General features: G+C 63.3%; 19 protein-coding genes. 15 read left to right on the top strand and 4 right to left on the bottom strand.

Translation table 11 applies throughout. From position 1 onward, the window contains the following. The first annotated feature begins 262 nt into the window (after positions 1 to 262). Entirely contained in the window at positions 263 to 1,642 is a 1,380-nt protein-coding gene (locus AOP77_RS10235) for a cell division protein PerM (protein WP_062213263.1), read from the top strand. Here the strand turns inward: AOP77_RS10235 and AOP77_RS10230 are convergent. Further along, positions 1,629 to 2,093, bottom strand: coding sequence for a hypothetical protein (locus AOP77_RS10230; protein WP_062213261.1), 465 nt, complete (start codon positions 2,091 to 2,093; stop codon positions 1,629 to 1,631). The two genes, AOP77_RS10235 and AOP77_RS10230, sit on opposite strands and share 14 nt — an antisense overlap. Before the next feature lie 50 nt (positions 2,094 to 2,143). Between AOP77_RS10230 and purN the strand changes: the two genes are divergently transcribed. From purN to AOP77_RS10215, 3 genes are read left to right on the top strand one after another with little or no spacing between them, the layout of a single operon-like run. Beyond that, positions 2,144 to 2,806 carry a phosphoribosylglycinamide formyltransferase gene (gene purN, locus AOP77_RS10225; protein ID WP_062213258.1) on the top strand — a complete coding sequence of 221 codons (663 nt, stop codon included), beginning with the start codon at positions 2,144 to 2,146 and terminating at the stop codon, positions 2,804 to 2,806. Beyond that, positions 2,807 to 4,366 (top strand): bifunctional phosphoribosylaminoimidazolecarboxamide formyltransferase/IMP cyclohydrolase, encoded by a 1,560-nt coding sequence (gene purH, locus AOP77_RS10220; RefSeq protein WP_062213255.1) that lies wholly within the window; start codon positions 2,807 to 2,809, stop codon positions 4,364 to 4,366. It begins immediately after the preceding gene. Between the two features lie 17 nt (positions 4,367 to 4,383). Further along, a complete protein-coding gene (locus tag AOP77_RS10215) occupies positions 4,384 to 4,773 on the top strand; it encodes a hypothetical protein (protein WP_062213252.1) in 390 nt (129 codons plus the stop codon). A gap of 99 nt (positions 4,774 to 4,872) precedes the next feature. Here the strand turns inward: AOP77_RS10215 and AOP77_RS10210 are convergent, their stop codons facing one another. Continuing rightward, entirely contained in the window at positions 4,873 to 5,715 is an 843-nt protein-coding gene (locus AOP77_RS10210) for an aquaporin (RefSeq protein ID WP_201774119.1), read from the bottom strand. Between the two features lie 178 nt (positions 5,716 to 5,893). Here AOP77_RS10210 and AOP77_RS10205 point away from each other — a divergent pair, with 178 nt between their 5' ends. The 3 genes from AOP77_RS10205 to AOP77_RS10195 are packed head-to-tail and all read left to right on the top strand — an operon-like array spanning position 5,894 to position 10,377. Then, positions 5,894 to 7,111, top strand: a complete 1,218-nt coding sequence (locus tag AOP77_RS10205; RefSeq protein WP_062213247.1) for an NADP-dependent isocitrate dehydrogenase — start codon at positions 5,894 to 5,896, stop codon at positions 7,109 to 7,111. Between the two features lie 11 nt (positions 7,112 to 7,122). Continuing rightward, entirely contained in the window at positions 7,123 to 8,109 is a 987-nt protein-coding gene (locus tag AOP77_RS10200; RefSeq protein WP_062213245.1) for a malate dehydrogenase, read from the top strand. Positions 8,110 to 8,169: 60 nt separating this feature from the next. Further along, complete coding sequence (locus AOP77_RS10195; RefSeq protein WP_062213244.1) at positions 8,170 to 10,377, top strand: bifunctional glycosyltransferase/CDP-glycerol:glycerophosphate glycerophosphotransferase; 2,208 nt, start codon at positions 8,170 to 8,172, stop codon at positions 10,375 to 10,377. 27 nt (positions 10,378 to 10,404) lie between these two features. Here the strand turns inward: AOP77_RS10195 and AOP77_RS10190 are convergent, their stop codons facing one another. Continuing rightward, on the bottom strand, positions 10,405 to 11,928 hold the full coding sequence (locus tag AOP77_RS10190; RefSeq protein ID WP_062213241.1) for a polysaccharide pyruvyl transferase family protein: 1,524 nt from the start codon (positions 11,926 to 11,928) through the stop codon (positions 10,405 to 10,407). 230 nt (positions 11,929 to 12,158) lie between these two features. Between AOP77_RS10190 and AOP77_RS10185 the strand changes: the two genes are divergently transcribed. The 8 genes from AOP77_RS10185 to nagA all read left to right on the top strand — a co-directional run bounded on the left by AOP77_RS10185 (position 12,159) and on the right by nagA (position 20,809). Then, complete coding sequence (locus AOP77_RS10185) at positions 12,159 to 13,382, top strand: ROK family transcriptional regulator (RefSeq protein WP_084622539.1); 1,224 nt, start codon at positions 12,159 to 12,161, stop codon at positions 13,380 to 13,382. A 66-nt stretch (positions 13,383 to 13,448) separates the two neighbouring features. Then, positions 13,449 to 14,813 (top strand): extracellular solute-binding protein, encoded by a 1,365-nt coding sequence (locus tag AOP77_RS10180; RefSeq protein ID WP_062213239.1) that lies wholly within the window; start codon positions 13,449 to 13,451, stop codon positions 14,811 to 14,813. A 199-nt stretch (positions 14,814 to 15,012) separates the two neighbouring features. Then, a complete protein-coding gene (locus AOP77_RS10175; RefSeq protein WP_084622538.1) occupies positions 15,013 to 15,981 on the top strand; it encodes a carbohydrate ABC transporter permease in 969 nt (322 codons plus the stop codon). After that, complete coding sequence (locus AOP77_RS10170) at positions 15,981 to 16,814, top strand: carbohydrate ABC transporter permease (RefSeq protein ID WP_062213236.1); 834 nt, start codon at positions 15,981 to 15,983, stop codon at positions 16,812 to 16,814. Before AOP77_RS10175 ends, AOP77_RS10170 begins: the two co-directional genes overlap by 1 nt. Further along, positions 16,811 to 18,253, top strand: coding sequence for a glycoside hydrolase family 3 protein (locus AOP77_RS10165; protein WP_062213233.1), 1,443 nt, complete (start codon positions 16,811 to 16,813; stop codon positions 18,251 to 18,253). The genes AOP77_RS10170 and AOP77_RS10165 overlap by 4 nt, the downstream gene beginning before the upstream one ends. An 8-nt stretch (positions 18,254 to 18,261) precedes the next feature. Beyond that, entirely contained in the window at positions 18,262 to 19,149 is an 888-nt protein-coding gene (locus AOP77_RS10160; RefSeq protein WP_236685814.1) for an ROK family protein, read from the top strand. After that, positions 19,142 to 19,924, top strand: coding sequence for a glucosamine-6-phosphate deaminase (locus AOP77_RS10155; RefSeq protein WP_062213228.1), 783 nt, complete (start codon positions 19,142 to 19,144; stop codon positions 19,922 to 19,924). Before AOP77_RS10160 ends, AOP77_RS10155 begins: the two co-directional genes overlap by 8 nt. Positions 19,925 to 19,933: 9 nt before the next feature. Beyond that, on the top strand, positions 19,934 to 20,809 hold the full coding sequence (gene nagA, locus AOP77_RS10150; RefSeq protein ID WP_062213226.1) for an N-acetylglucosamine-6-phosphate deacetylase: 876 nt from the start codon (positions 19,934 to 19,936) through the stop codon (positions 20,807 to 20,809). A 19-nt stretch (positions 20,810 to 20,828) separates the two neighbouring features. Here the strand turns inward: nagA and purU are convergent, their stop codons facing one another. After that, the gene (gene purU / locus AOP77_RS10145) at positions 20,829 to 21,680 is read right to left on the bottom strand and encodes a formyltetrahydrofolate deformylase (protein WP_062213223.1); all 852 of its coding nucleotides are present in this window, start codon (positions 21,678 to 21,680) and stop codon (positions 20,829 to 20,831) included. Positions 21,681 to 21,685: the final 5 nt, after the last annotated feature.

Here is a 21,685-nt window from a genome sequence, read left to right as displayed (position 1 = left end):
TCACAGGAATCTGTGGATCAGGCGCCAGCAGCCACCGACTGTGAACCACCGTCGCCAGAGCTCCCCACTGCGCTCGGCTGTCAAGCGTGACCTCGGGCAATAGTTGGTCAACCGCCGCTCCCGTGGTGGCCCAATGTCGAGTTCGCCCGAGGGTGACCCGGGGACTATGAACCGATTACACGTCTGCACGCCAAAAGGTAGAACCCCCAGTTGGCGCGAGCCGTTCCGTCGTTTCCGGCGGGCAAAGGGCGACCATAGACCCATGGCCCGATCCCTCACTAGTGACCTCAGCAGTGCGCGCAAACGCGTACGCGAGTCGCTGACGGGGGTTCCCGAGTGGTTCGGTGGAATCCTGGTGGGCTCTCAGGCCGCGTTGTTGTCGCTGCTCATGGTGATCGCGCCCGCGCTGACCATTGCAGCATCGGCGCCCACCGCTGACAGTTCCACCAACGTGGACTGGGCAGGGGCGACGAGTCTCGGAACGCACTTCTGGCTTCTCGCACACGGCGTCCCCCTCGTGACACAGCAAGCGACCTTTTCCATCGCGCCACTGGGCCTGACACTGATCTCCATGGCGATGCTGGTCGCGATCGCTCGCCGGTTTGCGACGCGGTCGTGGGGGAGTTGGGCCATTGCGGTCGGTTCTTACGCAGGCACCGTCGCGATCGTTACTTCCATCATGTACGCCCGTTCGGCCGATGCGGTCACCGCCGTCACCACCGCAACGATCGTCGCGGTTCTCATGGCGGCGCCGTCTGTCGCGTGGGGCATCTGGCGCGCCCACGGCGCTGAGTTCGGCTGGCTCGACCGCCTCCCGCTCTGGGTCCGCACTGGAGTGCGCCTTGGCGCGGGCACGCTGGCGCTGATGATGTTCGTTGCCGCTCTTTCCGGTGCAGCCTTCGCTTTCCAGGGCAGGGAGGTCATCGCGGATTCTTCCTCCTCCTTGGGTCTCGATGCCGTGGGCGGTGCCTTGCTCGCCGCGACCGAGACTCTTTACGTTCCCGTCATGGTGGTGTGGATGCTCGCTTGGCTCACCGGCCAGGGCTTCATCGTGGGCGAGAACAGCCTCTATTCGCCACAAACCCTGGAAGTCGGGGCCCTGCCTGAGGTGCCGCTCTTGGGAGCCCTGCCGTCAGCATCGGGCGGCATCTTGGTGTGGGCGCCCGTCGTCCTGATCGCGGTGGCCGCCATCGCCCGTTTCGCCATGCGCCGCCGCCTGGATCTGCACTGGGCGGACGTGAAGGCCTCCGTGGTCGCGGTCGTCGTCGTGGGCGCCTCGGTCGCCGGACTTGGCATCATCGCCACCGGCTCGCTGGGCCCCGGTCGCATGAGCGAGGCGGGAGTGTCGTGGCTGCCCGTAGCACTCGTGAGCGCAGGGCTAGTCGCGGCAGGATTCGCCTTGGTGGGTGGACTCGAACTCCTGATCCGGCGCGTGGTGGTGCCGCGCGTGGGGCAAGGCAAGAAGCCCACGCCGGCCGATGCTCCCAAGACGGCCGATGCTTCCAAGACCGCCGCTTCCGACAAGCCGGTTTCCAGCACCATCAGAACCAAAAGCGCGGTCAACGCAAAGAACCCGGCAAAGAAACCAGTGAGTGCCTTCGCGAAAACAACGGCCCCCGACGCAGCAGTTACGGAAGAGTGAGCCCGAACTTCTCGAGCTCAGCCTGGTAGGCCTCCTCGTAGGCGACGTCACACTGCTTCTGCGCGGTATTCGTGAGCGCGCGCGCCACACAGTCGCGCTGCGCGATGATTGCGTCTTGGAAAATCCACACGCCAAGCGCGAGCACCATCGACAGCCCGGCGAGCACTATTCCCATCGACAGCCCCAGCCGCAATCCGGTGATCTTCTTCTGGGCTCGTGAGGCCACTAGCGCCAGGATCGCGAACACGATGGTCGCGGGCGCGGAGACCCACGCGAAGTAAATGAACGGGATCGACATGAAGTACAGCAGCAGCGTCACGACCAGCGACCCCATGAACAATCGGGTGTAGAGGCGGGCGCGCGGCGTCAACTCCGTGGGCGACGTCTCGGTCGGTGCCACGTCCTTTGGTTCCGCTGAGCCGCCCGAGGGTGGCTGCTTGTCGTCGGTCACGCGACTCCTTGTACTAGGTGTGGCCTCTAGCATGCCGATATGCTCGCCCTGTGACAAACCGGACCCCGCCGCCCAGCCCCGCCCGCGCATCGTCCCAGTCCCTTGTGGTGCTGATCTCAGGGACGGGATCCATCATGGAGGCCATCGAGCAGGCGAGCCGTGACGCAGGCTACGGCGCACGAATCGCGGGCGTGATTGCCGACCGCGCCGGCGCCACCGGACTGGAAATCGCGCGCGCCGCGGGCATCCCCACCGCCGTGGTGTCCCTCAAAGACTTTCCCGACCGCGCTACTTGGGACGATGCGGTGGCCCGGACCATTGCATCGTTCTCCCCAGATTTGGTGGTGTGCGCGGGGTTCATGAAGATCCTGGGTGGGGCGTCACTGTCTCAGTTTGGCGGACGCATCGTCAACACCCACCCTGCGCTGTTACCGGCATACCCGGGCGCGCACGGCGTGAAGGACGCCCTCGAGGGTGGCGCCAAGGTCACCGGCTGCACCGTGATCATCGTCGACGCGGGTGTGGATACGGGCCCAATAGTCGCTCAGGCGGCGCTCGATGTCTGGGACAATGACACCGAGGAATCCCTGCACGCGCGCATCAAGGACATTGAGCGCGACCTGGTCGTGACGACGGTGGGCCGGATGGCACGTGAGGGATGGACAGTTCAGGGGCGCACCGTAAGGGTGGGCCACACCGAGGAAGGTAGCTAGATGTCGAACCGCCAACCTGTGCGCCGCGCACTGATCTCCGTCTATGACAAGACTGGACTGGAGGAGCTGGCTCGCGGGCTTGCCGATGCCGGGGTCGAGTTGGTCTCCACCGGTTCCACTGCCGCTCGGATCGCCGATGCTGGGGTCGCCGTCACCGGCGTCGAGGAGGTCACCGGGTTCCCCGAGTGCCTCGACGGTCGCGTCAAGACGCTGCACCCGCGCATTCACGCCGGCATCCTCGCGGACCGTCGCCTGCCTGACCACGTCGAGCAGCTCGAGGAACTCGGAATCGAGGCGTTCGACCTCGTCGTGGTGAACCTGTACCCGTTCGCGGAGACCGTCGCCTCCGGCGCGAGCCAAAACGACACCGTGGAGCAGATCGACATCGGCGGACCTTCGATGGTCCGCGCCGCAGCTAAGAACCACCCCTCGGTGGCAGTGGTCGTTGACCCTGCCTCGTACCGCGACGTGGTGGGAGCCGTGGCCGACGGTGGCTTCACGCTCGAGGAGCGCCAGCAGCTCGCGGCGGCGGCCTTCCGTCACACAGCGGACTACGATCTCAATGTCGCCTCGTGGATGAGCAATGTGGTTGCCCCCAGCCACGACGGTGACGGCTTCCCGGAGTGGATGGGCGCGTCGTTCGAGCGCAAGGCATCGCTGCGTTACGGCGAGAATCCGCACCAGCCCGCGGCGGTCTACACGGACCCGGTGGTCTCCGGCGGCATCGCTAACGCGCGTCAGCTGCACGGTAAGGAGATGTCGTTTAACAACTACCTCGACGCCGATGCCGCGGTCAGGGCCGCGTACGACCAGCGCCTTCCCGCCGTCGCAGTGATCAAGCACGCGAACCCGTGCGGCATCGCGGTGGGGGAGTCGATCGCCCAGGCGCACGCTCGCGCCCACTCGACGGACCCCATTTCCGCCTTTGGCGGCGTGATTGCGGCCAACCGTCACATCACCTCCGAGGCGGCCACGCAGATCGCTGAGATCTTCACCGAGGTGGTCGTGGCCCCAGGCTTTGACGACGAGGCGGTCGAGGTTCTCAGCCGCAAGAAGAACTTGCGAATTCTTCAGATCGACCCCGCGCCCATGGCCACGGAGATGCGCCGCATCACCGGCGGTCTGCTGGTGCAGGTCGCGGACCGCATCGATGCCCCCGGCGACGACACGTCGCACTGGCAGCTGGTCGCGGGCTCGCCTGCGGATGACGCCCTGCTCGCGGACCTGAACTTCGCGTGGCGCGCGTGCCGCTCGGTGAAGTCGAACGCGATCCTGCTGGCCAAGGACGGCGCCGCGGTGGGAATCGGCATGGGGCAGGTGAACCGCGTGGACTCGTGCGGACTCGCCGTGCAGCGTGCTGGCGCCGAGCGGGCCGCTGGTTCGGTGGCGGCTTCCGACGCCTTCTTCCCGTTCGCAGACGGCCTCCAGGTGCTGATCGACGCCGGCGTTCGCGCCGTGGTCTCGCCCGGCGGGTCGGTGCGCGACTCGGAGGTCATCCAGGCCGCTCAGGATGCAGGGATCACCCTGTACCACACCGGTACTAGGCACTTCTTCCACTAGGAACTGCCGAGACCTCCGTGACCCCCAAAGCAGCAGCACCCGAGCCGGCTTCGGCTGAAGCCGCGGACTCTGGCGACGCTGCGCACGGAAGCGTAGGTTCCGGCAACGGTGTCCCCCGAGCCGCTGTGCGCAAGCTCGTGATTCTTCCCAAGTTGCGGCTAGTGCCGTTGCGGCTCGCGGTGGGCGCGTTGGCGGCGTGTTTCGTGATTGTCGCGGTGGCATGGCTCGTAAGCGTGCAATTGGCACTGGTGCTGTTCGCGACTTTGGCCCTTGGCGGGGCGATCGCACGCATCGTGATGCCGGCCAAGATGGCGTTCGCCATCCGCCGTCGCGCCGTTGACGTGGCGACGCTCGCGATACTCGGTGGCGTGTTGCTGTTCTTGGCATTCGCTACCCCGCTGGAGTAGCAAGCACAGCCAGCCGCGGCATCGGCCGGTACGTACTCGTCAAACGAAAATCGGGGCCCCCCCGCAATGGACGGGCCCCGATTCGTTGTACCGAAGAACCTAGTCGGTGACGAAGTCGATGGTTTCGACTTCTTCGATCTCGTCCTCGCGGCCAAACGCGCGGTAGAGCAGGCCGATGATCGCCGCACCGACCAGTGGCGCGACCCAGAACACCCAGAGCTGGCTGAGAGCGTCAGCGCCGGCGAACAGCGCAATACCCGTCGACCTGGCGGGGTTAACCGAACCGTTGGTCACCGGGATGGCGAGCACGAGTACGAACGCCAGGGTGAGACCGATGATGAACGGCGCGAGCGAACGCACGCCGCGGACCGAGGTGGCGGCGAGGACAGCCAGCACCAGAATTGCGGTGGCGATGACCTCGACCAGAATTGCGGCTCCTACGCCCCAACCGCCGGCGGTTCCTTCGCCAAACATGTTCGCACCAGAGGCGAGAACGGTCTGTGCGCTCGCAGAATCGACGATCTGCGGGTTGGCGAGCGTAATGATGTACAAAGCGCCACCGGCGAGCGAGGCGCCAACGAGCTGCGCGAGGATGTATGGCGCGACGTCGCGGCCGGGGAACCGGCCCGAGAGCCAGACGCCCACGGTGATGGCGGAGTTGAAGTGTGCACCCGAGATGTGACCGAACGCCGTGGCGCCAATCACCACAGCTGCACCGAACGCGAGTCCCGCGGTCAGCGTTCCGTTGTTGCCAACGGAAAGGAACAGCGCGGTGCCAACACCCATCACGACCAGGATGAAGGTACCCGCAATCTCAGCTCCGAGTCGCGCCATGAGGCTAGGAGCGGAATTGTCCTCGACCCAAATGTCTTCGATCATTTCCTCTTCAACAAGAACTTCGTCTATATCAGCAGCGTTGGGCTGCGTAGGCTCTTCGGCCATAGTGACCTCCATGTAGTAACTGGCGGGCATCTGCCCTTCATGAATAGTGGCACGTGGTGAGCTTGAGTTCGCGTTGGCGCGTCGGAATGCCAGGCTGTTTTGCACCGACCCCGGGACCCGTGAGCGTGGACTACCCTAGAGGGCAGGACAATTCCCTTTATTAGAGGAGCGCTTTCGCATGGAAAAGATCAAGGTCGTAGGCACAGTTGTGGAACTCGATGGTGACGAGATGACTCGCATCATCTGGCAGTTCATCAAGGACCGACTGATTCACCCTTACCTGGACATCGACCTTGAGTACTACGACCTGGGCATCGAGTCGCGCGACGCGACCGACGACCAGATCACCATCGATGCCGCTCACGCCATCAAGAAGCACGGCGTTGGCGTCAAGTGCGCCACCATCACGCCCGATGAGGACCGCGTGAAGGAGTTTGGCCTCAAGAAGATGTGGGTCTCGCCCAACGGCACCATCCGCAACATTCTCGGTGGCGTGGTCTTCCGCGAGCCCATCATCATCTCCAACATCCCGCGCCTGGTGCCGGGCTGGAACAAGCCGATCATCATCGGCCGTCACGCGCACGGCGACCAGTACAAGGCCACCAACTTCAAGGTGCCCGGTGCCGGAACGCTGACCATGACGTACACCCCGGATGACGGCTCCGAGCCCATCCACCAGCAGGTAGTCGCTTACCCCGAGGGCGGCGGCGTCGCCATGGGCATGTACAACTTCAACGAGTCCATCCGTGACTTTGCCCGTGCATCGTTCGCCTATGGTCTCAAGCGCAACTATCCGGTGTACCTGTCCACCAAGAACACCATCCTGAAGGCCTACGACGGTCAGTTCAAGGACCTGTTCCAGGAAGTGTTCGACGCTGAGTACGCCGAGCAGTTCGCAGCTGCCGGCCTGACCTACGAGCACCGCCTGATCGACGACATGGTCGCCGCGGCGATGAAGTGGGAGGGCGGCTACGTCTGGGCCTGCAAGAACTACGACGGTGACGTCCAGTCGGACACCGTGGCACAGGGCTTCGGCTCGCTGGGTCTGATGACCTCCGTGCTGATGACGCCCGACGGCCAGACCGTCGAGGCCGAGGCCGCTCACGGCACCGTGACCCGTCACTACCGTCAGCACCAGGCCGGCAAGCCCACCTCCACCAACCCCATCGCGTCGATCTTCGCGTGGACCGGTGGCCTCAAGCACCGCGGCAAGCTGGACGGCACCCCCGCGGTCACCGACTTCGCGGAAACCCTCGAGGACGTCGTCATCAAGACCGTGGAGAGCGGCAAGATGACCAAGGACCTCGCTCTGCTCGTCGGTCCCGAGCAGGCCTTCCTGACCACTGAAGACTTCCTCGCGGCGCTGGACGAGAACCTCGCCGCCCGCCTCGCCTAGGAGATACGCAAATGTCGAATGCAGTGAATGTCACCGTCACCGGAGCGGCGGGCCAGATCGGTTACGCGCTCCTCTTCCGCATCGCCTCGGGCCACTTGTTGGGGCCAGACGTGCGCGTCAACCTCAACCTGCTCGAGATCCCACAGGGTGTGAAGGCAGCCGAGGGCACCGCGATGGAGCTCCAGGACTGCGCGTTCCCGCTGCTGGGTGACATCAACATCTACGACAACCCCACCGAGGGTTTCGAGGGCGCGAACGTCGGCCTGCTCGTGGGCGCCCGTCCGCGCGGACCGGGCATGGAGCGCGGCGACCTGCTTGCGGCCAACGGCAGCATCTTTGGCCCGCAAGGCAAGGCCATCAATGACGGTGCGGCGGACGACGTGCGTATCCTCGTGGTCGGCAACCCCGCGAACACCAACGCGTTGATCGCGTCCTCCAACGCGCCCGACGTTCCGGCCGAGCGCTTCAACGCGATGATGCGCCTGGACCACAACCGTGCGCTGGCTCAGCTCGCGGAGAAGTCCGGCGTTCCCGTGCGCGATGTGAAGAACGCGATCGTGTGGGGTAACCACTCCGCCAAGCAGTACCCGGACATCGCTCACGCGACCATTGGCGGCAAGCCTGCCGGCGACGTCATCGGAGACGATGCTTGGGTGAAGGACACGTTTGTCCCCACCGTCGCCAAGCGCGGCGCGGCGATCATCGACGCTCGTGGAGCATCGTCCGCTGCCTCGGCCGCGAACGCTGCCATCGAGCACGTGAACAACTGGGTCAACGGCACGCCTGAGGGGGAGTGGACGTCCGCGGCGGTTCCGTCCGATGGCTCGTACGGCATCCCCGAAGGCATCGTCTGCTCGTTCCCCGTGAAATCCGTGGGCGGCAAGTGGGAGATCGTTCAGGGCCTGTCGATTGACGACTATGCGCGCGAGAAGATCGACGCTTCTGTGGCTGAGCTCGTGGAAGAGCGTGACGCTGTAACCGAGCTCGGGCTGCTTTAATTTTCTCCTAGCTCGCCACGGTTGTTGAGCGATTGCGACAATGAAACGGAAGAAGTGTCGATGCACGCCCCTCAGTTCTCAGTAGTCATTCCCGCGTACAACGTTCAGGGTTACCTACGCCAAGCAGTCATGTCTGTCGCACAGTATGAGTCTGTGGAAGTGATTGTTGTCGACGACCGTTCCACGGATGGAACATCAGTTCTGGCGGACCAACTAGCAGCGGAGTACGCATCGGTACGCGTCGAGCGTCCCGACAGCAACGTGGGCCTGGGCCGTGCTCGCAACCTGGGGATGCGTGAGGCGCAGGGCGAATACATTGTGTTCCTTGACGGCGACGACTACCTCAAGGAAGGCGCGCTTGAGCGTCTTCGTCTTACGCTCAATGAGTACGCAGCGGATGTTGTGGTGTTCGGATACGAGCGGCTGTACCCGAATGGATCCGCGGTCGAGGGAGTTCAGCGCTCGCCGTTGCAGTTCGAGGGGCCCTTTGTTGCTGCTGACCACACTTCGATCCTCGACGTCCTCAACGTTGCCTGGAATAAGGTTTACCGCCGAGAGTTCCTTGATGAGCTTGGCGTCGAATTTCCAGTGGGGTACTACGAGGACATCCCGTGGTCCTATCCGATCCTTGCGGCGGCGAACTCGATTGTTGGACTCGACGAACCCATTTATCGCTATCGCCAACGCTGGTCTGGTTCCATTCTCCGCAGCACCGATGCTAGGCACGTTCAGATTGTCGACCAGTTCGACAGGTTGATGGACGTCATGGATGGACTCGGCATCGAGGAGAAGATGCGCGTGGAGGTGTTTACGCGTGCCCTACGCAACATCATCACTCTCGCGACGACAAAGCGTCATCGAATTCCGGCCAACATGCGTCGCGATTTTTACACCAATGCGCGCCGCAGCGTTCGTCAGCATGCTCCCGCCAGCTACGTATTGCCGACTCAGGGCGATAAGTGGAAGTTGATGCGGCGTTTCTGGTCGCTCTCGTATGAGCCCTTCGCCTTGCGCATGCGGGCGTCAGAGGCGCTGATCGCCACCAAGACCGCTCTGCGCAACGGCGCGAGATCAGTGGTGAAGTTTTTGCGAGCGAACTACCATAACCGCCGCTCCTACGACTTCTACCGACGTTTTGCCCGAGTCAACAGCGGCATGGTCGTGATGGAGAATCTGTGGGGCCGTGCGCCTCGGCTGAATTGCTTGGCTATTGATCGCGAGATTCGTCGGACCCATCCCGGTATGAGAATTGTGTGGAGCGTCGGCGCCGCAGATACCCCGGGAGTGCCCTCTGGTTGGGAGTACGTGGTCAAGGGCAGCCACAAATATTACCGAGTACTCGCGACGGCCAAGTACTTCTTCCTCGACGTCAACCTTCCGGGCTTCTGGAAGAAGCGTCCTCGACAGGTGTTCACCCAACTTCACCACGGCACCCCGCTCAAGCGAATGGGAGTTGAGGAAGTAGGACAAGACCGCCGCTGGGTAAACGGACTGCTGGGGAGGTGCCAAAACTGGGACTACTCGCTGGTGTCAAACTCCTACAGCGCGGAGGTTTGGAAGCACAGTTACCCCGTCAACTGCGAAACACTCGAGTATGGCTACCCTCGCAATGACGTCCTGGTCAACGCGGACGATTCGGCCGTGCAGGCCGCAAGAGAGCGCGTCGGAGTCGGTTCCGATGCCCGTGTCATTCTCTATGTGCCCACGTTCCGTGAACGGGACAGAGATCTTATCCCGGCAGCAGACTTTGACCTCATCGCTGAAGCCCTAGACGACGGCGACGTTCTCCTCATGCGTGGCCACTATCTGGCGGGACGGGAGCGTGGCGCAGAGCTGCATGCCTCCATGTTGGATGTCACTTCCTACGATGCGGTAGAGGACTTGTACCTCGCAGCTGACGTCATGATCACCGATTACTCAAGTGCGATGTTTGACTTCGCCAACCTCAACAGGCCCATCATTGTGTTCGCATATGACTGGGAACAGTACAGGATCCAACGAGGGACCTACTTCGACATCACGGTGGATTCCCCCGGGATCGTGGCACGCACCGCGAGTGAGTTGGCTGCCGCGTTGAGTTCACGTGAGTACGAGAGCCCGGAAAGCGCAGCACGCCTCAACCGTTTCCAGGAGTTGTTCTGTGAGTTCGACACTGGCCACGCCGCGAGGGATATTGTGGCGCGCGTGATTGAGGGCGCACCCGCGAGAAAGATCGAGCGAAGTAATGTACCTTCGCTCGCCACGTGGCAGATGGACCGAGTCGCTTAACTTCACGCGAAGTCAAGCGACCATCCACTACCGGCCAGGCAACATCCGTCCGAGTTTGTCGGCAAGCCTGACGACCTTGCGATTCTTGTAACGGCTGACGGTCGCCCGGGATTGCTCGAGGTCGGACTCGGCCTTCGTCAGCTTCTCTTGGGTCGCTTCCACGGAGGCTGTGAGTTGCTTCTTACTCTCTCGCGCATCCTTGAGGAAGCCCGCCAGTTCCTTGCTCAGATCGACAGTCTTTGCGTAGTTGTCAAACACCGGAATGATGATCTCGTTCTCCGCTGACCAGCTCCCGGCCGGAACATACGCTTCCGCCTCCAGTGTTGCAGTGAAATTCACGTCGCTACCAGTGCGCATTGCGTCCGTGAGCCCGTCCCACCAGGCATGCTGGAATCCAAGCGCGCGCTCGCGAGCGGACTCCAGGAACCGCGCTAGCGATTCGTCCTTGCCGATCGCTTCCCGAGCAGCATCGCGCAAAAGATGCATCGAACTGGTGGGCAACACGAAACGCTCGAGGCCCACGTTGCGCATCGAACCGCGCATGCGAATTGACGAGTAGTACGAAGGCGCAATCCCAATGGTGGGCGTCGCGGCAGACGGTCCGAAAATGGTGGGGTGGTAGCGGGTCGACAGCGACAGCACAGCGGCCTCAATCAAGGCGACGTCCTCGCGTGCCGTGATCATGCGGGTTGCCCGAACCCTCGGCGAGTCAGCAAGTTTGGCGATGATCTCATTGCTCTCCTGGTCCCGCGATGTTTGGGCGGGGTCTAGCGAGCCAGCGTGAGGAGCGAGGAGCACCTCGACGTCGTTGTCCGAGGCTATTGCGGCGCAAGCTGCTGCAATGTCGGAGTAGTACGAGTCGCGGTTCGCCCAGATCGAACCGTGGTGATTAGTGAACGAGGCCACCACGAATCGCTTATCACCCGCGAGCTCCTGTACGACCTCTCGCGCCTTGCTGTCCGAGGTCAGGACGGAGGCGTCGTCAAGCGTGTGATGAACTCGATCGGGACGTGCCACGTGGCGCCGCATGAGCGCCGTGGTCGTGGCCTCTCTGCATCCGAAGGCATTCGCATAATCAGCAATCTCGACAACGAGGTCGCGATCCTCGGGAAGAAGCATCGGGCCGACTGTCTGACTGGAGACATAGAGCGGCTTCCCAAAGTGTTCAGCGATACGCTTGGCGGCGACGCGCTCATACAGCAGGTGATAGTCCCGCGAGTTCATGTTCCCGCCACCGGCGATGAGCACAACATCGCAATCGCGGATGGCTGCAAAGATCGACTTCTCATCGTAGGTAGCGTCCGCGAGCTGCGTCGCTACCTTGCGAAGGTGCCCTGCATTTCCCCTTCGACTCCAGCCGGATTTGAATCCAACCCGCGTCACGCAGGGGAGCCCGTAGAACGCTTCCGACACGGCCGGTTGGCCGGCTACTAGCGTGATCTGATCGACCTGGCGATCGCGCAGCATGTCAATGGCAGCCTCAGTCATGGCTTCATCGCCTAGGTGATAGAGAAACTGCCAACCAATGTCACCGACAACAACGACGTTCATACTTGCCCTTCAGAGGGTCTGGGAGAGAGCGCGAGTGCGCGTCCCAAGGTTATCGCGTGCGCTCATTAACTACCAAGAATCTCTCGCGCTCGCTGGGCGCCTTGGCGATCGTGAGCACTCGGGCCTCGGGTCGGGGTGTCGCGCAGGCATCGTGTTACGGCCCGGTAACAGTTTTCGAGATTTCGGTTTTGGGCTTGCTTTTTGTTTGTTAGTGACCTTTACTAACAAACATGACAACCGAGGAAGCGCAGCGACGCACTTCCGGTGTGAGCGCCACAACGGCGGCCAACACCGGTGAGTTTGGCATCGCGAACCCCGCACGCAGCACGGCCTGGGCCGGCGCAGTGCAGGCTGGTGCGCGCGTCCTTCCGGAGCACGCTCGCAGCCACAACCGCGCACTTGTGCTTCAAGCGCTCTTTCGCGCCGAGGGCCTCAGCCGCGCTGACCTCGCCAGGGAGGTGGGGCTTACCCGGGTGACGATCTCCGACCTGATCGGCGACCTCATCAACGAGAACCTCGTGATCGAACTCGGAGTCCGCACGGACTCACGTCCAGGCAAGCCGGCCACGATGCTCGACATCAACCGCAACGGCTTTGTGGTGGTGGGCCTCGACCTCTCGTTCAACTCCCGTTTCCGTGGCGCCGTCACGAACCTCGATGGCACGGTCCTGCACCGTGAGGAGCTCGACGTGACCGGCGTGACCGGTTCAGAGGCCGTCGAGGCGACGGCCCTCATCCTTGAACGACTCGTCGCCGCGGCCACCGCACCCATCCTCGGCGTAGGCGTTGGTAGCCCCGGAATCGTCGATGCCACCGGCACCGTCCTCAGCGCACCCAACCTCGGCTGGAAGGACCTCCCTCTCCAGCAGATCCTGTCGATGCGCGCACAACTCCCCGTGCAAGTAGCGAACGATGCGAACATCGCGGCGCTCGCCGAGCGCACGTTTGGTGGCGGCGGAGCGGACATGATGCTCGTGCGTGCAGGACGCGGTGTGGGCTCAGGCCTCATCGTGGGCGGACAGCAGGTCTACGGATCCGGCTCGGCAGCCGGCGAGATCGGCCACGTCATGGTCGGCACCGACGGCGGCGACATCTGCGTGTGCGGCAAGTCCGGATGCCTCGAAACTTGGCTTGCAATCCCGCGCATCGAGGCCCGCCTCGCGAACGCGACCACTGAAGCCGAGCGCGAATCAATTCTGCGCGAGGCCGGCGAACGCCTCGGCATCGCCACCGCGCCCATTGTGGGCGCCCTGAATTTGGGGGAAGTCGTGCTCAGCGGCCCCTCCGAACTGATCGACGGCCCGCTCATTGCAGCAGCCGCCGACACCCTCCGAGACCGCACGATGGCCGAGTTTGTCGGCGATCTTTCGGTCCGAATGACAACCCTCGGACGCGACATCATCGTGCTCGGAGCAGTAGTCATGGTCCTCACCGGCCAACTCGGGGTCTACTAAACCCCAAAAATCACCACAACGACGTGGCCATGGCGGTCACGGCAGCAAAGAGAAAAGGACACTGCTATGAAGAAGACGATGATCGGAGCAGCCGCAGCAACGGCCGCTACCGCACTCGTGCTCGCTGGCTGCTCAACCTCCAGTGACGAAGAGACCACCGCGCCCACCACCGAGGCATCGACCGGTGCTACGGACGAGGCAATGACCGCCGAGTCCGCAGACATCACTCTGTGGCTCATGGGTGGCGACACCAACGAGGACCTGCGTCAGTACCTCAAGGACACCTATGCAGAAGAGAACGGTGGCACGTTGACCATCGAGGAGCAGGGATGGGGCGACGCACTCGCGAAGCTGACCACCGCGCTTCCCGACTCGGCCAACACCCCCGACGTGACGGAGATCGGTAACACCTGGTCACCCACCTTCACTGCAGTTGGCGCGTTCAGCGACCTCACCGACATGTACGACGAACTGGGCGGCGACAGCCTGCTTCAGTCCTTCGTCGAGGTCGGTAAGAAGGATGACAAGAACTTCGCAATGCCGTACTACTTCGGCTCGCGTTCCATCATCTTCCGCAAGGACATCTACGACGCAGCAGGCGTGGCGCAGCCCACCACGCTGCAGGAGTTCAACGACAACGCCGCCAAGCTGAAGACGGACGACATGTCGGGCTTCTACCTCGGTGGATCCGACTGGCGCAACGGCATCTCGTGGATCTTCGCGAACGGTGGCGACCTTGCCAAGCAGGAGGACGGCCAGTGGGTCTCCACCCTGTCCGACCCGAACACCCAGAAGGGCCTGAAGATGCTTCAGGACCTCTACACCTCCTCCTCTAACGCCCCGGTTGGCGAGTTTGACTCGACTCCTTGGGTCAACATCAACAACAACGAGTCGACGGGCAAGCCCGAGGCTGCAACGATCATGGCTCCGAACTGGGCCCACTGGTCGGTAGGCCTCACGTCGGAAGACGACAACGGTGACGTTGTAGTTGGCGACGACGGCACCACCCCCGTCCTGACCTGGGACGACGACACCTTCGGTACGTTCGCTCTTCCTGGCGTTGACGGTGGCATCGCCCCCGTATTCGCTGGTGGCTCGAACATCGGTGTCTCCGCTGCATCCGAGAACCAGGATGCGGCCAAGCAGCTCATGAGCATCATCTTCTCCGACGACTACCAGACGATGCTTGCTGGTGCGGGTCTTGGCCCGGCAAACCTGGACTTCACCTCGGCACTTGGTGACGACCAGTTCGCAAAGGTCAACATCGAGGCAGCTTCCGGCTCCAAGCTCACCCCGGCCGCGCCGGGCTGGGCAGCAGTCGAGGGCAGCAGCCTCCTCGAGGAGTTCTTCGGCAAGGTCAACGCAGGCGGCGACATCGCAGCCCTCGCGACCGAGTACGACGCTCAGATCACCCCGATGCTCAACGGCTAATCAGCCACACACCGGGGCCCCGTTCTTGACGGGCCGGGGCCCCACCTGGGTGTGAGTCGCTCGCGGCTCACCACCCGCGCGAGATACGTCTCGCGCCCGGGTCGGGTCGCCGCTCCCCCAGCGGTGACCCGGCCCCACCCCAAACTTTGAATCCCCATACGCTGTATTTAAACGACCCCAAAGAGAGGAGGAGAACGCCATGAGTTCACCCGTGACCTCCCCCAAGCGCCAGGCCCAGTCGGAAGAGTCGATCAAGGCTGCCGAGCACGCTAGCAAGGCCAAGCGCCGCGCTCGCCGCGCCCCGTACTGGTTGATCGCAGCTTCGATCGGCATCCTCCTCGTCGGAACCGGCTATCCGACCGCGTGGCAGCTCGTCACGTCAACCCAGTCATACGGACTCGCACAGCAGTTCGGTGCAGCCGCAGAGTTTATTGGCCTCCAGAACTACATCGACCTGCTCTCGGACGCCGAGTTCTGGCAGGTCGTGGGCCGTTCGCTCGTCTTCTGCTTCGTTGTCGCGGGACTGACGCTGGTGCTGGGTCTCGCCTTTGCTCTACTCATGAACGCGGTCAACAAGGCCGTCCGCCTCATTCTCCAGATCTCGATGCTGCTCGCCTGGGCGATGCCGATCGTCGCCTCAATGACGGTGTGGACCTGGCTCTTCGACACCCGCCGCGGTGTGGTGAACTATTTGCTGGACAAGATTCCGGGCGTCGACATGTACCGGTTCGACTGGTTCGCCAGCCCGTGGACGTTCTTCTTGATGGCGGGCATCATCGTCACCTGGATGTCCGTGCCTTTCGTCGCGTTCTCCATCTTCGCGGGCCTCACGCAGGTTTCTGATGAAGTCCTCGAGGCATCCGCCCTGGATGGAGCCTCCAACAGCCAGCGCTTGCGCCTCATCATCCTGCCCATGATCAAGCCGGTCATCGCCATCGTGATGTTGCTTCAGGTGATCTGGGACCTGCGCGTGTTCGCGCAGATCAAGATTCTGCAGGACGCGGGCGCCAGCGGTTCCAAGTTTGACCTGCTGGGTACCTATATCTACAAGGTCGGTACCGGCTCGAACGACTTCGCCTCCGCCGCTGCCGCATCCGTGATCGTGCTCATCCTGACTATCTCCATCTCCTGGTGGTACGTCCGCAAGCTTATGAAGGAGGAAGACTGATGAAGCGCAAGTCCCGCGTTGGACTATCCGTACTCGCGATAGTCATCTCGCTCGTCTGGATCTTCCCCGTCTACTGGATGCTGAATTCGGCATTCCTGCCCACCACCGTGTTGGAGCGCTTCACCCCGACGTTCCTGCCGTTCGGTGGCTCATGGCGCAACTTCACGTCCGCGATGGACGACGGCACCTTCTTTAGGGCCCTCGGCATGTCAGTCGCCATCACGCTGATTGTGGTGTTCTTCTGCATCCTGTTTGCGTTCCTCGCGGCGCTCGCCATCTCACGATTTAAGTTCCGTGGGCGCAAGACCTTCATCGTCGCGGTGCTTCTCATTCAGATGCTCCCCGCCGAGGCGTTGTTCCTCGCTCAATACAAGATGATGAGCTCACTTGGTCTCCTGAACAGCGTGATTGGTGTCTCGATCATCTACATCGCCGCAGTGGTGCCGTTCACCATCTGGATGCTGCGCGGCTTTGTCGCCGGTGTTCCGGCGGACCTCGAAGAGGCCGCCATGGTGGACGGGCTCAGCCGCTTCCAAGCCTTCATGAAGATCACGTTCCCACTCCTGGCCCCGGGCCTTGTCGCATCGGGCGTGTACGCGTTCCTGCAGGCATGGAACGAGTTCACGGTCGCGCTGATTCTGCTTCCCGCGGAGGACGCGCAGACCCTGCCGCTCTGGCTGCGCGGATTTGTGCAAGCCTCGGCCACTCGAGCGACTGACTGGGGCGAAGTCATGGCTGCATCCACGTTGGTCGCCGTGCCAGTCATCGTGTTCTTCCTCATCGTTCAGGGCCGCATGACCTCGGGTCTCGTCAGCGGGGCGGTTAAGGGATGAGCGCGCTGCGCACCCTCATGCCTGGCTTTGTGGGACTCGAACTTCCCGAGTGGGTGGCGCGTCGCCTGCGTGAGGGAATGGGGGGTGTCTGCCTGTTCGTCGACAATGTCGACAACCCGGAACAGCTTCGCGCCCTTACCGACGCCATCTACGAAGCTAACCCGCACGCGGTTGTCTCGATCGACGAGGAGGGGGGCGACGTCTCACGTCTCTACCAGCACTCCGGTTCGCCGTTTCCCGGCAACGCGGTGCTTGGCAGGCTCGCCGATGCTGATATCTCCTACCGCGTGGGCGAACAGGTGGGCTGGGAGTTGCGTCGCGTAGGCGTCTCGCTCACGTTGGCGCCCGACGTGGACGTCAACTCCAACCCGAACAACCCGGTCATTGGGGTGCGGAGCTTTGGCACTGACCCCGAGCAGGTAGGCGTGCACGGCGCCGCCTGGACTCGCGGTGTACAGTCCACCGGTGTCGCGGCCAATGCCAAACACTTCCCCGGCCACGGCGACACGGCACAGGATTCACACGTGGACCTGCCGAGCATCGATGCCGACCCCGCCACGCTGCGCGCGCGCGAGCTTCCTCCGTTCGCCGCCACGATCGCGGCTGGCATCGATACCATCATGTCCTCGCATATCATGGTGCCCTCGCTCGACCCCTCCGTGCCGGCGACGTTCTCTAAGCCGATACTCCAGGGCCTGCTTCGCGACGAGATGGGCTTTGACGGCGTCATCGTGTCCGATGCGCTTGACATGAAGGGCGCCAGCGGCGAGGTGGGCATTGCGCGCGCGGCCGTGCTCGCCATTGACGGCGGGTGCGACCTGCTGTGCATCGGTACCAAGAACACGGACGACCAGATGGGCGAGATCGTCGCGGCAATTGATGACGCAGTGGCCGCTGGCGAACTTGCGAGCGGCCGCCTCGCGGACGCCGCTCGTCGGGTGGAATCTCTCGGTTCGACGCTCGCCTCCCGGCGCGCTGAACTGCAGCCGCCCGCAGATCTGAACCTCGGCAAGGTTCCGGGCTTGACGAACAAGGTCGTGGCGGGCGCGTTCGCGGTGAGTGATGCTGCACGCGAATTGATTGCCGACCCTCGCCCCGTAGCTTGGCTCCAGCTTCAGCCCGCCTTCAACATTGCAGTGGGCCCCGCACCTTGGGGGCCGTTCGCAACCGGGCGCGTCGAGGCATCGGCCGTCGTAAGTTCAATGAATGCCGCGACGCTGGTAGATCGCGTGCCCGAGGGCGCGCTACCCATCGTGGTGGGCAAGGACAACCACCGTCACGAGTGGATCCGTGACGCGATCGACGCACTGCGGGAGCGCGGTGACGTGATTGTGGTGGATATGGGTTGGCCCGACGAGTCGCTCGCGTACGCAGACATTGCAACCTTCGGAGCGTCACGCCTGGTAGGCGACGCGCTCCTCGACTTGATCGGACAGTAGCCGTGCATGTGGGAGTAGACATAGGTGGCACCAAGACTGATGTGGTCTTGACGGATGCCGCCGGGACGGTGTCCCAGCGGCACCGCGTGCCTTCAGGACAGGGAAACGACGCCGTCGTTGCCGCAACATTGGAAGCCGTGGCGCATGTGTGCGCTGAGGCTGGGATCGGCATCTCCGACGTCGAGTCCGTGGGCATCGGCGTTCCCGGTGCCGTCGTGGATGGCGTCGTGACTCATGCCTACAACCTGGGTGTTGAGCGACTTGACGTCGCAACGACACTCGGCGATGCCTGGGGAATCACCCCCGTCGTAGACAATGACGTGAACGCGGCCGCGGTCGGCGCCTGGATCCTCACTGGCAACGGCAACCGGTCTATGGCCTTCTTGAATCTTGGCACCGGCCTGGCCGCCGGCATCGTTCTCAACGGCAAGGTGTGGCGCGGCCGTCGTGGCGCGGCAGGGGAGATCGGGCACATCGCCATTGATCCCTCGGGACCGCTGGACGCAGACGGTACGCCCGGCGCCATCGAAACCTACGCATCGGGAAGCGGCATTGTTCGTCAGTGGGGTGGTAACACCACCGCCGAAGAAGTACTGCGTGCGGCGACCTTGGGCGACCCCGCGGCAGAGGTGATTCGGGATCGACTCTTCTACGGCATCGCCTCCGCGGTACGTGTACTGGTGTTGACGCTCGACGTCGACGAGGTAATTCTTGGAGGTGGCCTCACCAAGTGGGGCGAGCCGCTGATGGAGGGAACGCTGGCCGTTCTCAATGAATGGCAGGAGCGCAGCGCGTTCCTGAACTCGCTATCTCTGTCAGATCGCGTGCAGGCGCTTGACTCCTCGGAGCCCTTGGCTGCCGTGGGTGCGGCAATGATGGGGGCCGGCCGTGGCTGAAGTTCGCATTGTCAGTTCGCCCGCCGAGGGTGGGGCGCTAGTTGCCGACCACATCGCGGCACGAGTCACCGCCAACCCGGACTTCACCTTGGGTGTGGCGACTGGTTCCACTCCGCTGCCCGTCTACGCGGCGTTACGTGAGCGTGCGGCCGCGGGCACCGACTTCTCGCGCATGTCTGCGTTCGCGCTGGACGAGTATGTGGGGATCCCGGTGGACCACCCGGAAAGCTACCACTCCGTGATTGACCGCGAGGTGACGCAGCCGCTGGGTCTGGTACCCACGCGCGTCCACGTTCCGGACGGTTCGATCGACGGCATCCAGACGGCGGGGGAGCGCTACGAGCGTTCCATGGTCGACCACGGCGGTGTGGATCTCCAACTGCTGGGGATCGGCACGACCGGTCACCTAGGCTTCAATGAGCCCGGTTCCAGCTTCGCGTCACTGACTCGCGTCAAGACGCTCACCGAGCAGACTCGCCTGGACAACACGCGATTCTTTTCCAGTCTTGACGAGGTGCCAATCCACTGTGTCACGCAGGGTCTGGGCACTATCCTGCGTGCCCGCCATCTGGTGCTGCTCGCCTTTGGCGCGGGTAAGGCCGATGCTCTGGCTGCCGCGGTCGAGGGCCCGCTGACGGCTTCGATGCCAGGGTCCGCGATCCAGCTCCACGCGCACGTCACCGTGGTGGTAGACGAGGCCGCGGCGAGCAAGCTCAAGCACGACGCCTATTACCGGTGGGCACAGAGCAACTCGCCCGACTGGCAGCAGCTTTAGGCTGTGGGCATGGGTAACTACGTCGATATTCACTGCCATGGTGGTGGCGGGCACGCGTTTGGTGCCGATGTCGATGGCACCCTCGCCGCGTTGGCAGCTCACCGCGCCCACGGCACGGGGCGCCTGGTGGCCTCACTGGTGTCCGAGTCTTCCGAGCGCACTATCGCAGCGATGGACATCGTGCGTCAGGCGATGGTGCGCGACGAGTCCATTCTTGGCGTCCACCTCGAGGGACCCTTTATCGCTCCGGCACGCAAGGGTGCGCACGACCTCGCGTCACTGCGCCTGCCTACACGCGACGCGATCGCGGAACTGTTGCAGGCGGGGGACGGCATCATTCGGCAGATCACCATCGCACCCGAGCTCGACGGCGCCTTGGACGCGATCTCGCAATGCGTCGAGGCGGGCGTGGTGGTGGCCGTTGGGCACACTGAAGCCGATGCCGCGACGGCCCGTGAGGCTTTTGACAGGGGAGCCACCCTGGTCACCCACGGGTTCAATGCGATGAGAGGAATCGTGGGCCGCGAGGTCGGACCGGTAGGCGCGGCACTAGCGGATGACCGCGTCGCGATAGAGCTCATCGCTGATGGTATCCACGTGGACCCCAGCCTCATCGCCACAATCTTCCGTGCGGCCCCCGGCCGAATAGTACTAGTGACGGACGCGATGGCCGCCGCCGCATCGGCACCCGGTCGTTACCCCTTGGGAACGTTGCAGGTTGATGTGACGGAGGACGGGCGCGCGTACGTAGCAGATACGCATACCCTCGCAGGCTCGACGCTCACGATGGATCGCGCTGTCGACGTGTGTGTTGAGGCAGGTGTGTCGCGAGACGACGCAGAGGCGGCCGCGTCCTCCACCCCAGCACGCGTGCTTGGCCTTTAGCGTTTTTGCGAAAACGACGCTACTTAAAGACGATCGTGCGGTGGCCGTCAAGTAGCACTCGGTGCTCCGCGTGCCAGCGCACCGCACGTGCCAATGCGCGACGCTCGACGTCGGCGCCGATGGCGGTCAAGGTCTCTGGCGTATAGCTGTGATCAACGCGGTCCACGTCTTGCTCAATGATGGGTCCCTCGTCCAGATCTGCGGTGACGTAGTGGGCCGTGGCGCCGATGAGTTTCACGCCGCGGTCATGAGCCTGGAAGTAGGGGCGAGCTCCCTTGAAGGACGGCAGGAACGAATGGTGGATGTTGATCGCACGACCTCGCAAGGCGTCAGCCATCGGCTCGGAAAGGATCTGCATATAGCGCGCGAGCACCACTAGTTCGGCGTCGAGGTCGTCGACCAGAGCGAGCACCTGCTGCTCGGCGTCTGACTTTGTCTCAGGAGTGACTGGCACGTGGTGGAATGGCTTGCCGTAGAACTCGGCCAGTTCGCGAAGGTTGGGGTGATTGCCGACGATCGCGACGATCTCCACAGGGAGCGTCCCGGCGCGTTCGCGAAATAGTAGATCGTTTGCGCAGTGCTCGGATTTAGAGACCATCACCACGGTGCGCATTTTGCGCCCCGCGATGTCGAGCTTCCACGTCATCTGAAACTCATCGGCGAGCTTTGCCACGGCGGCTTCTAGGTCAGCCTCAGCGACGGCGCACGCGACCTCGACCCTCATGAAAAACAGTCCCGTGTCCGCGTCGCCGAACTGCTGTGACTCCGTGATGTTGCCACCGTGACGGGCCAACATCCCTGTGACGGCGTGGACGATGCCGGGCCTGTCGGGGCAGGACAGGCTAAGAACGAAAGCGGTGGGTTCACTCATGGGCA

Source organism: Demequina oxidasica, assembly GCF_000975115.1.
Taxonomy (GTDB): domain Bacteria; phylum Actinomycetota; class Actinomycetes; order Actinomycetales; family Demequinaceae; genus Demequina; species Demequina oxidasica.
The sequence above is the reverse complement of the archived record's forward strand: the minus strand, read 5'-3'. Positions and strand labels throughout refer to the sequence as shown.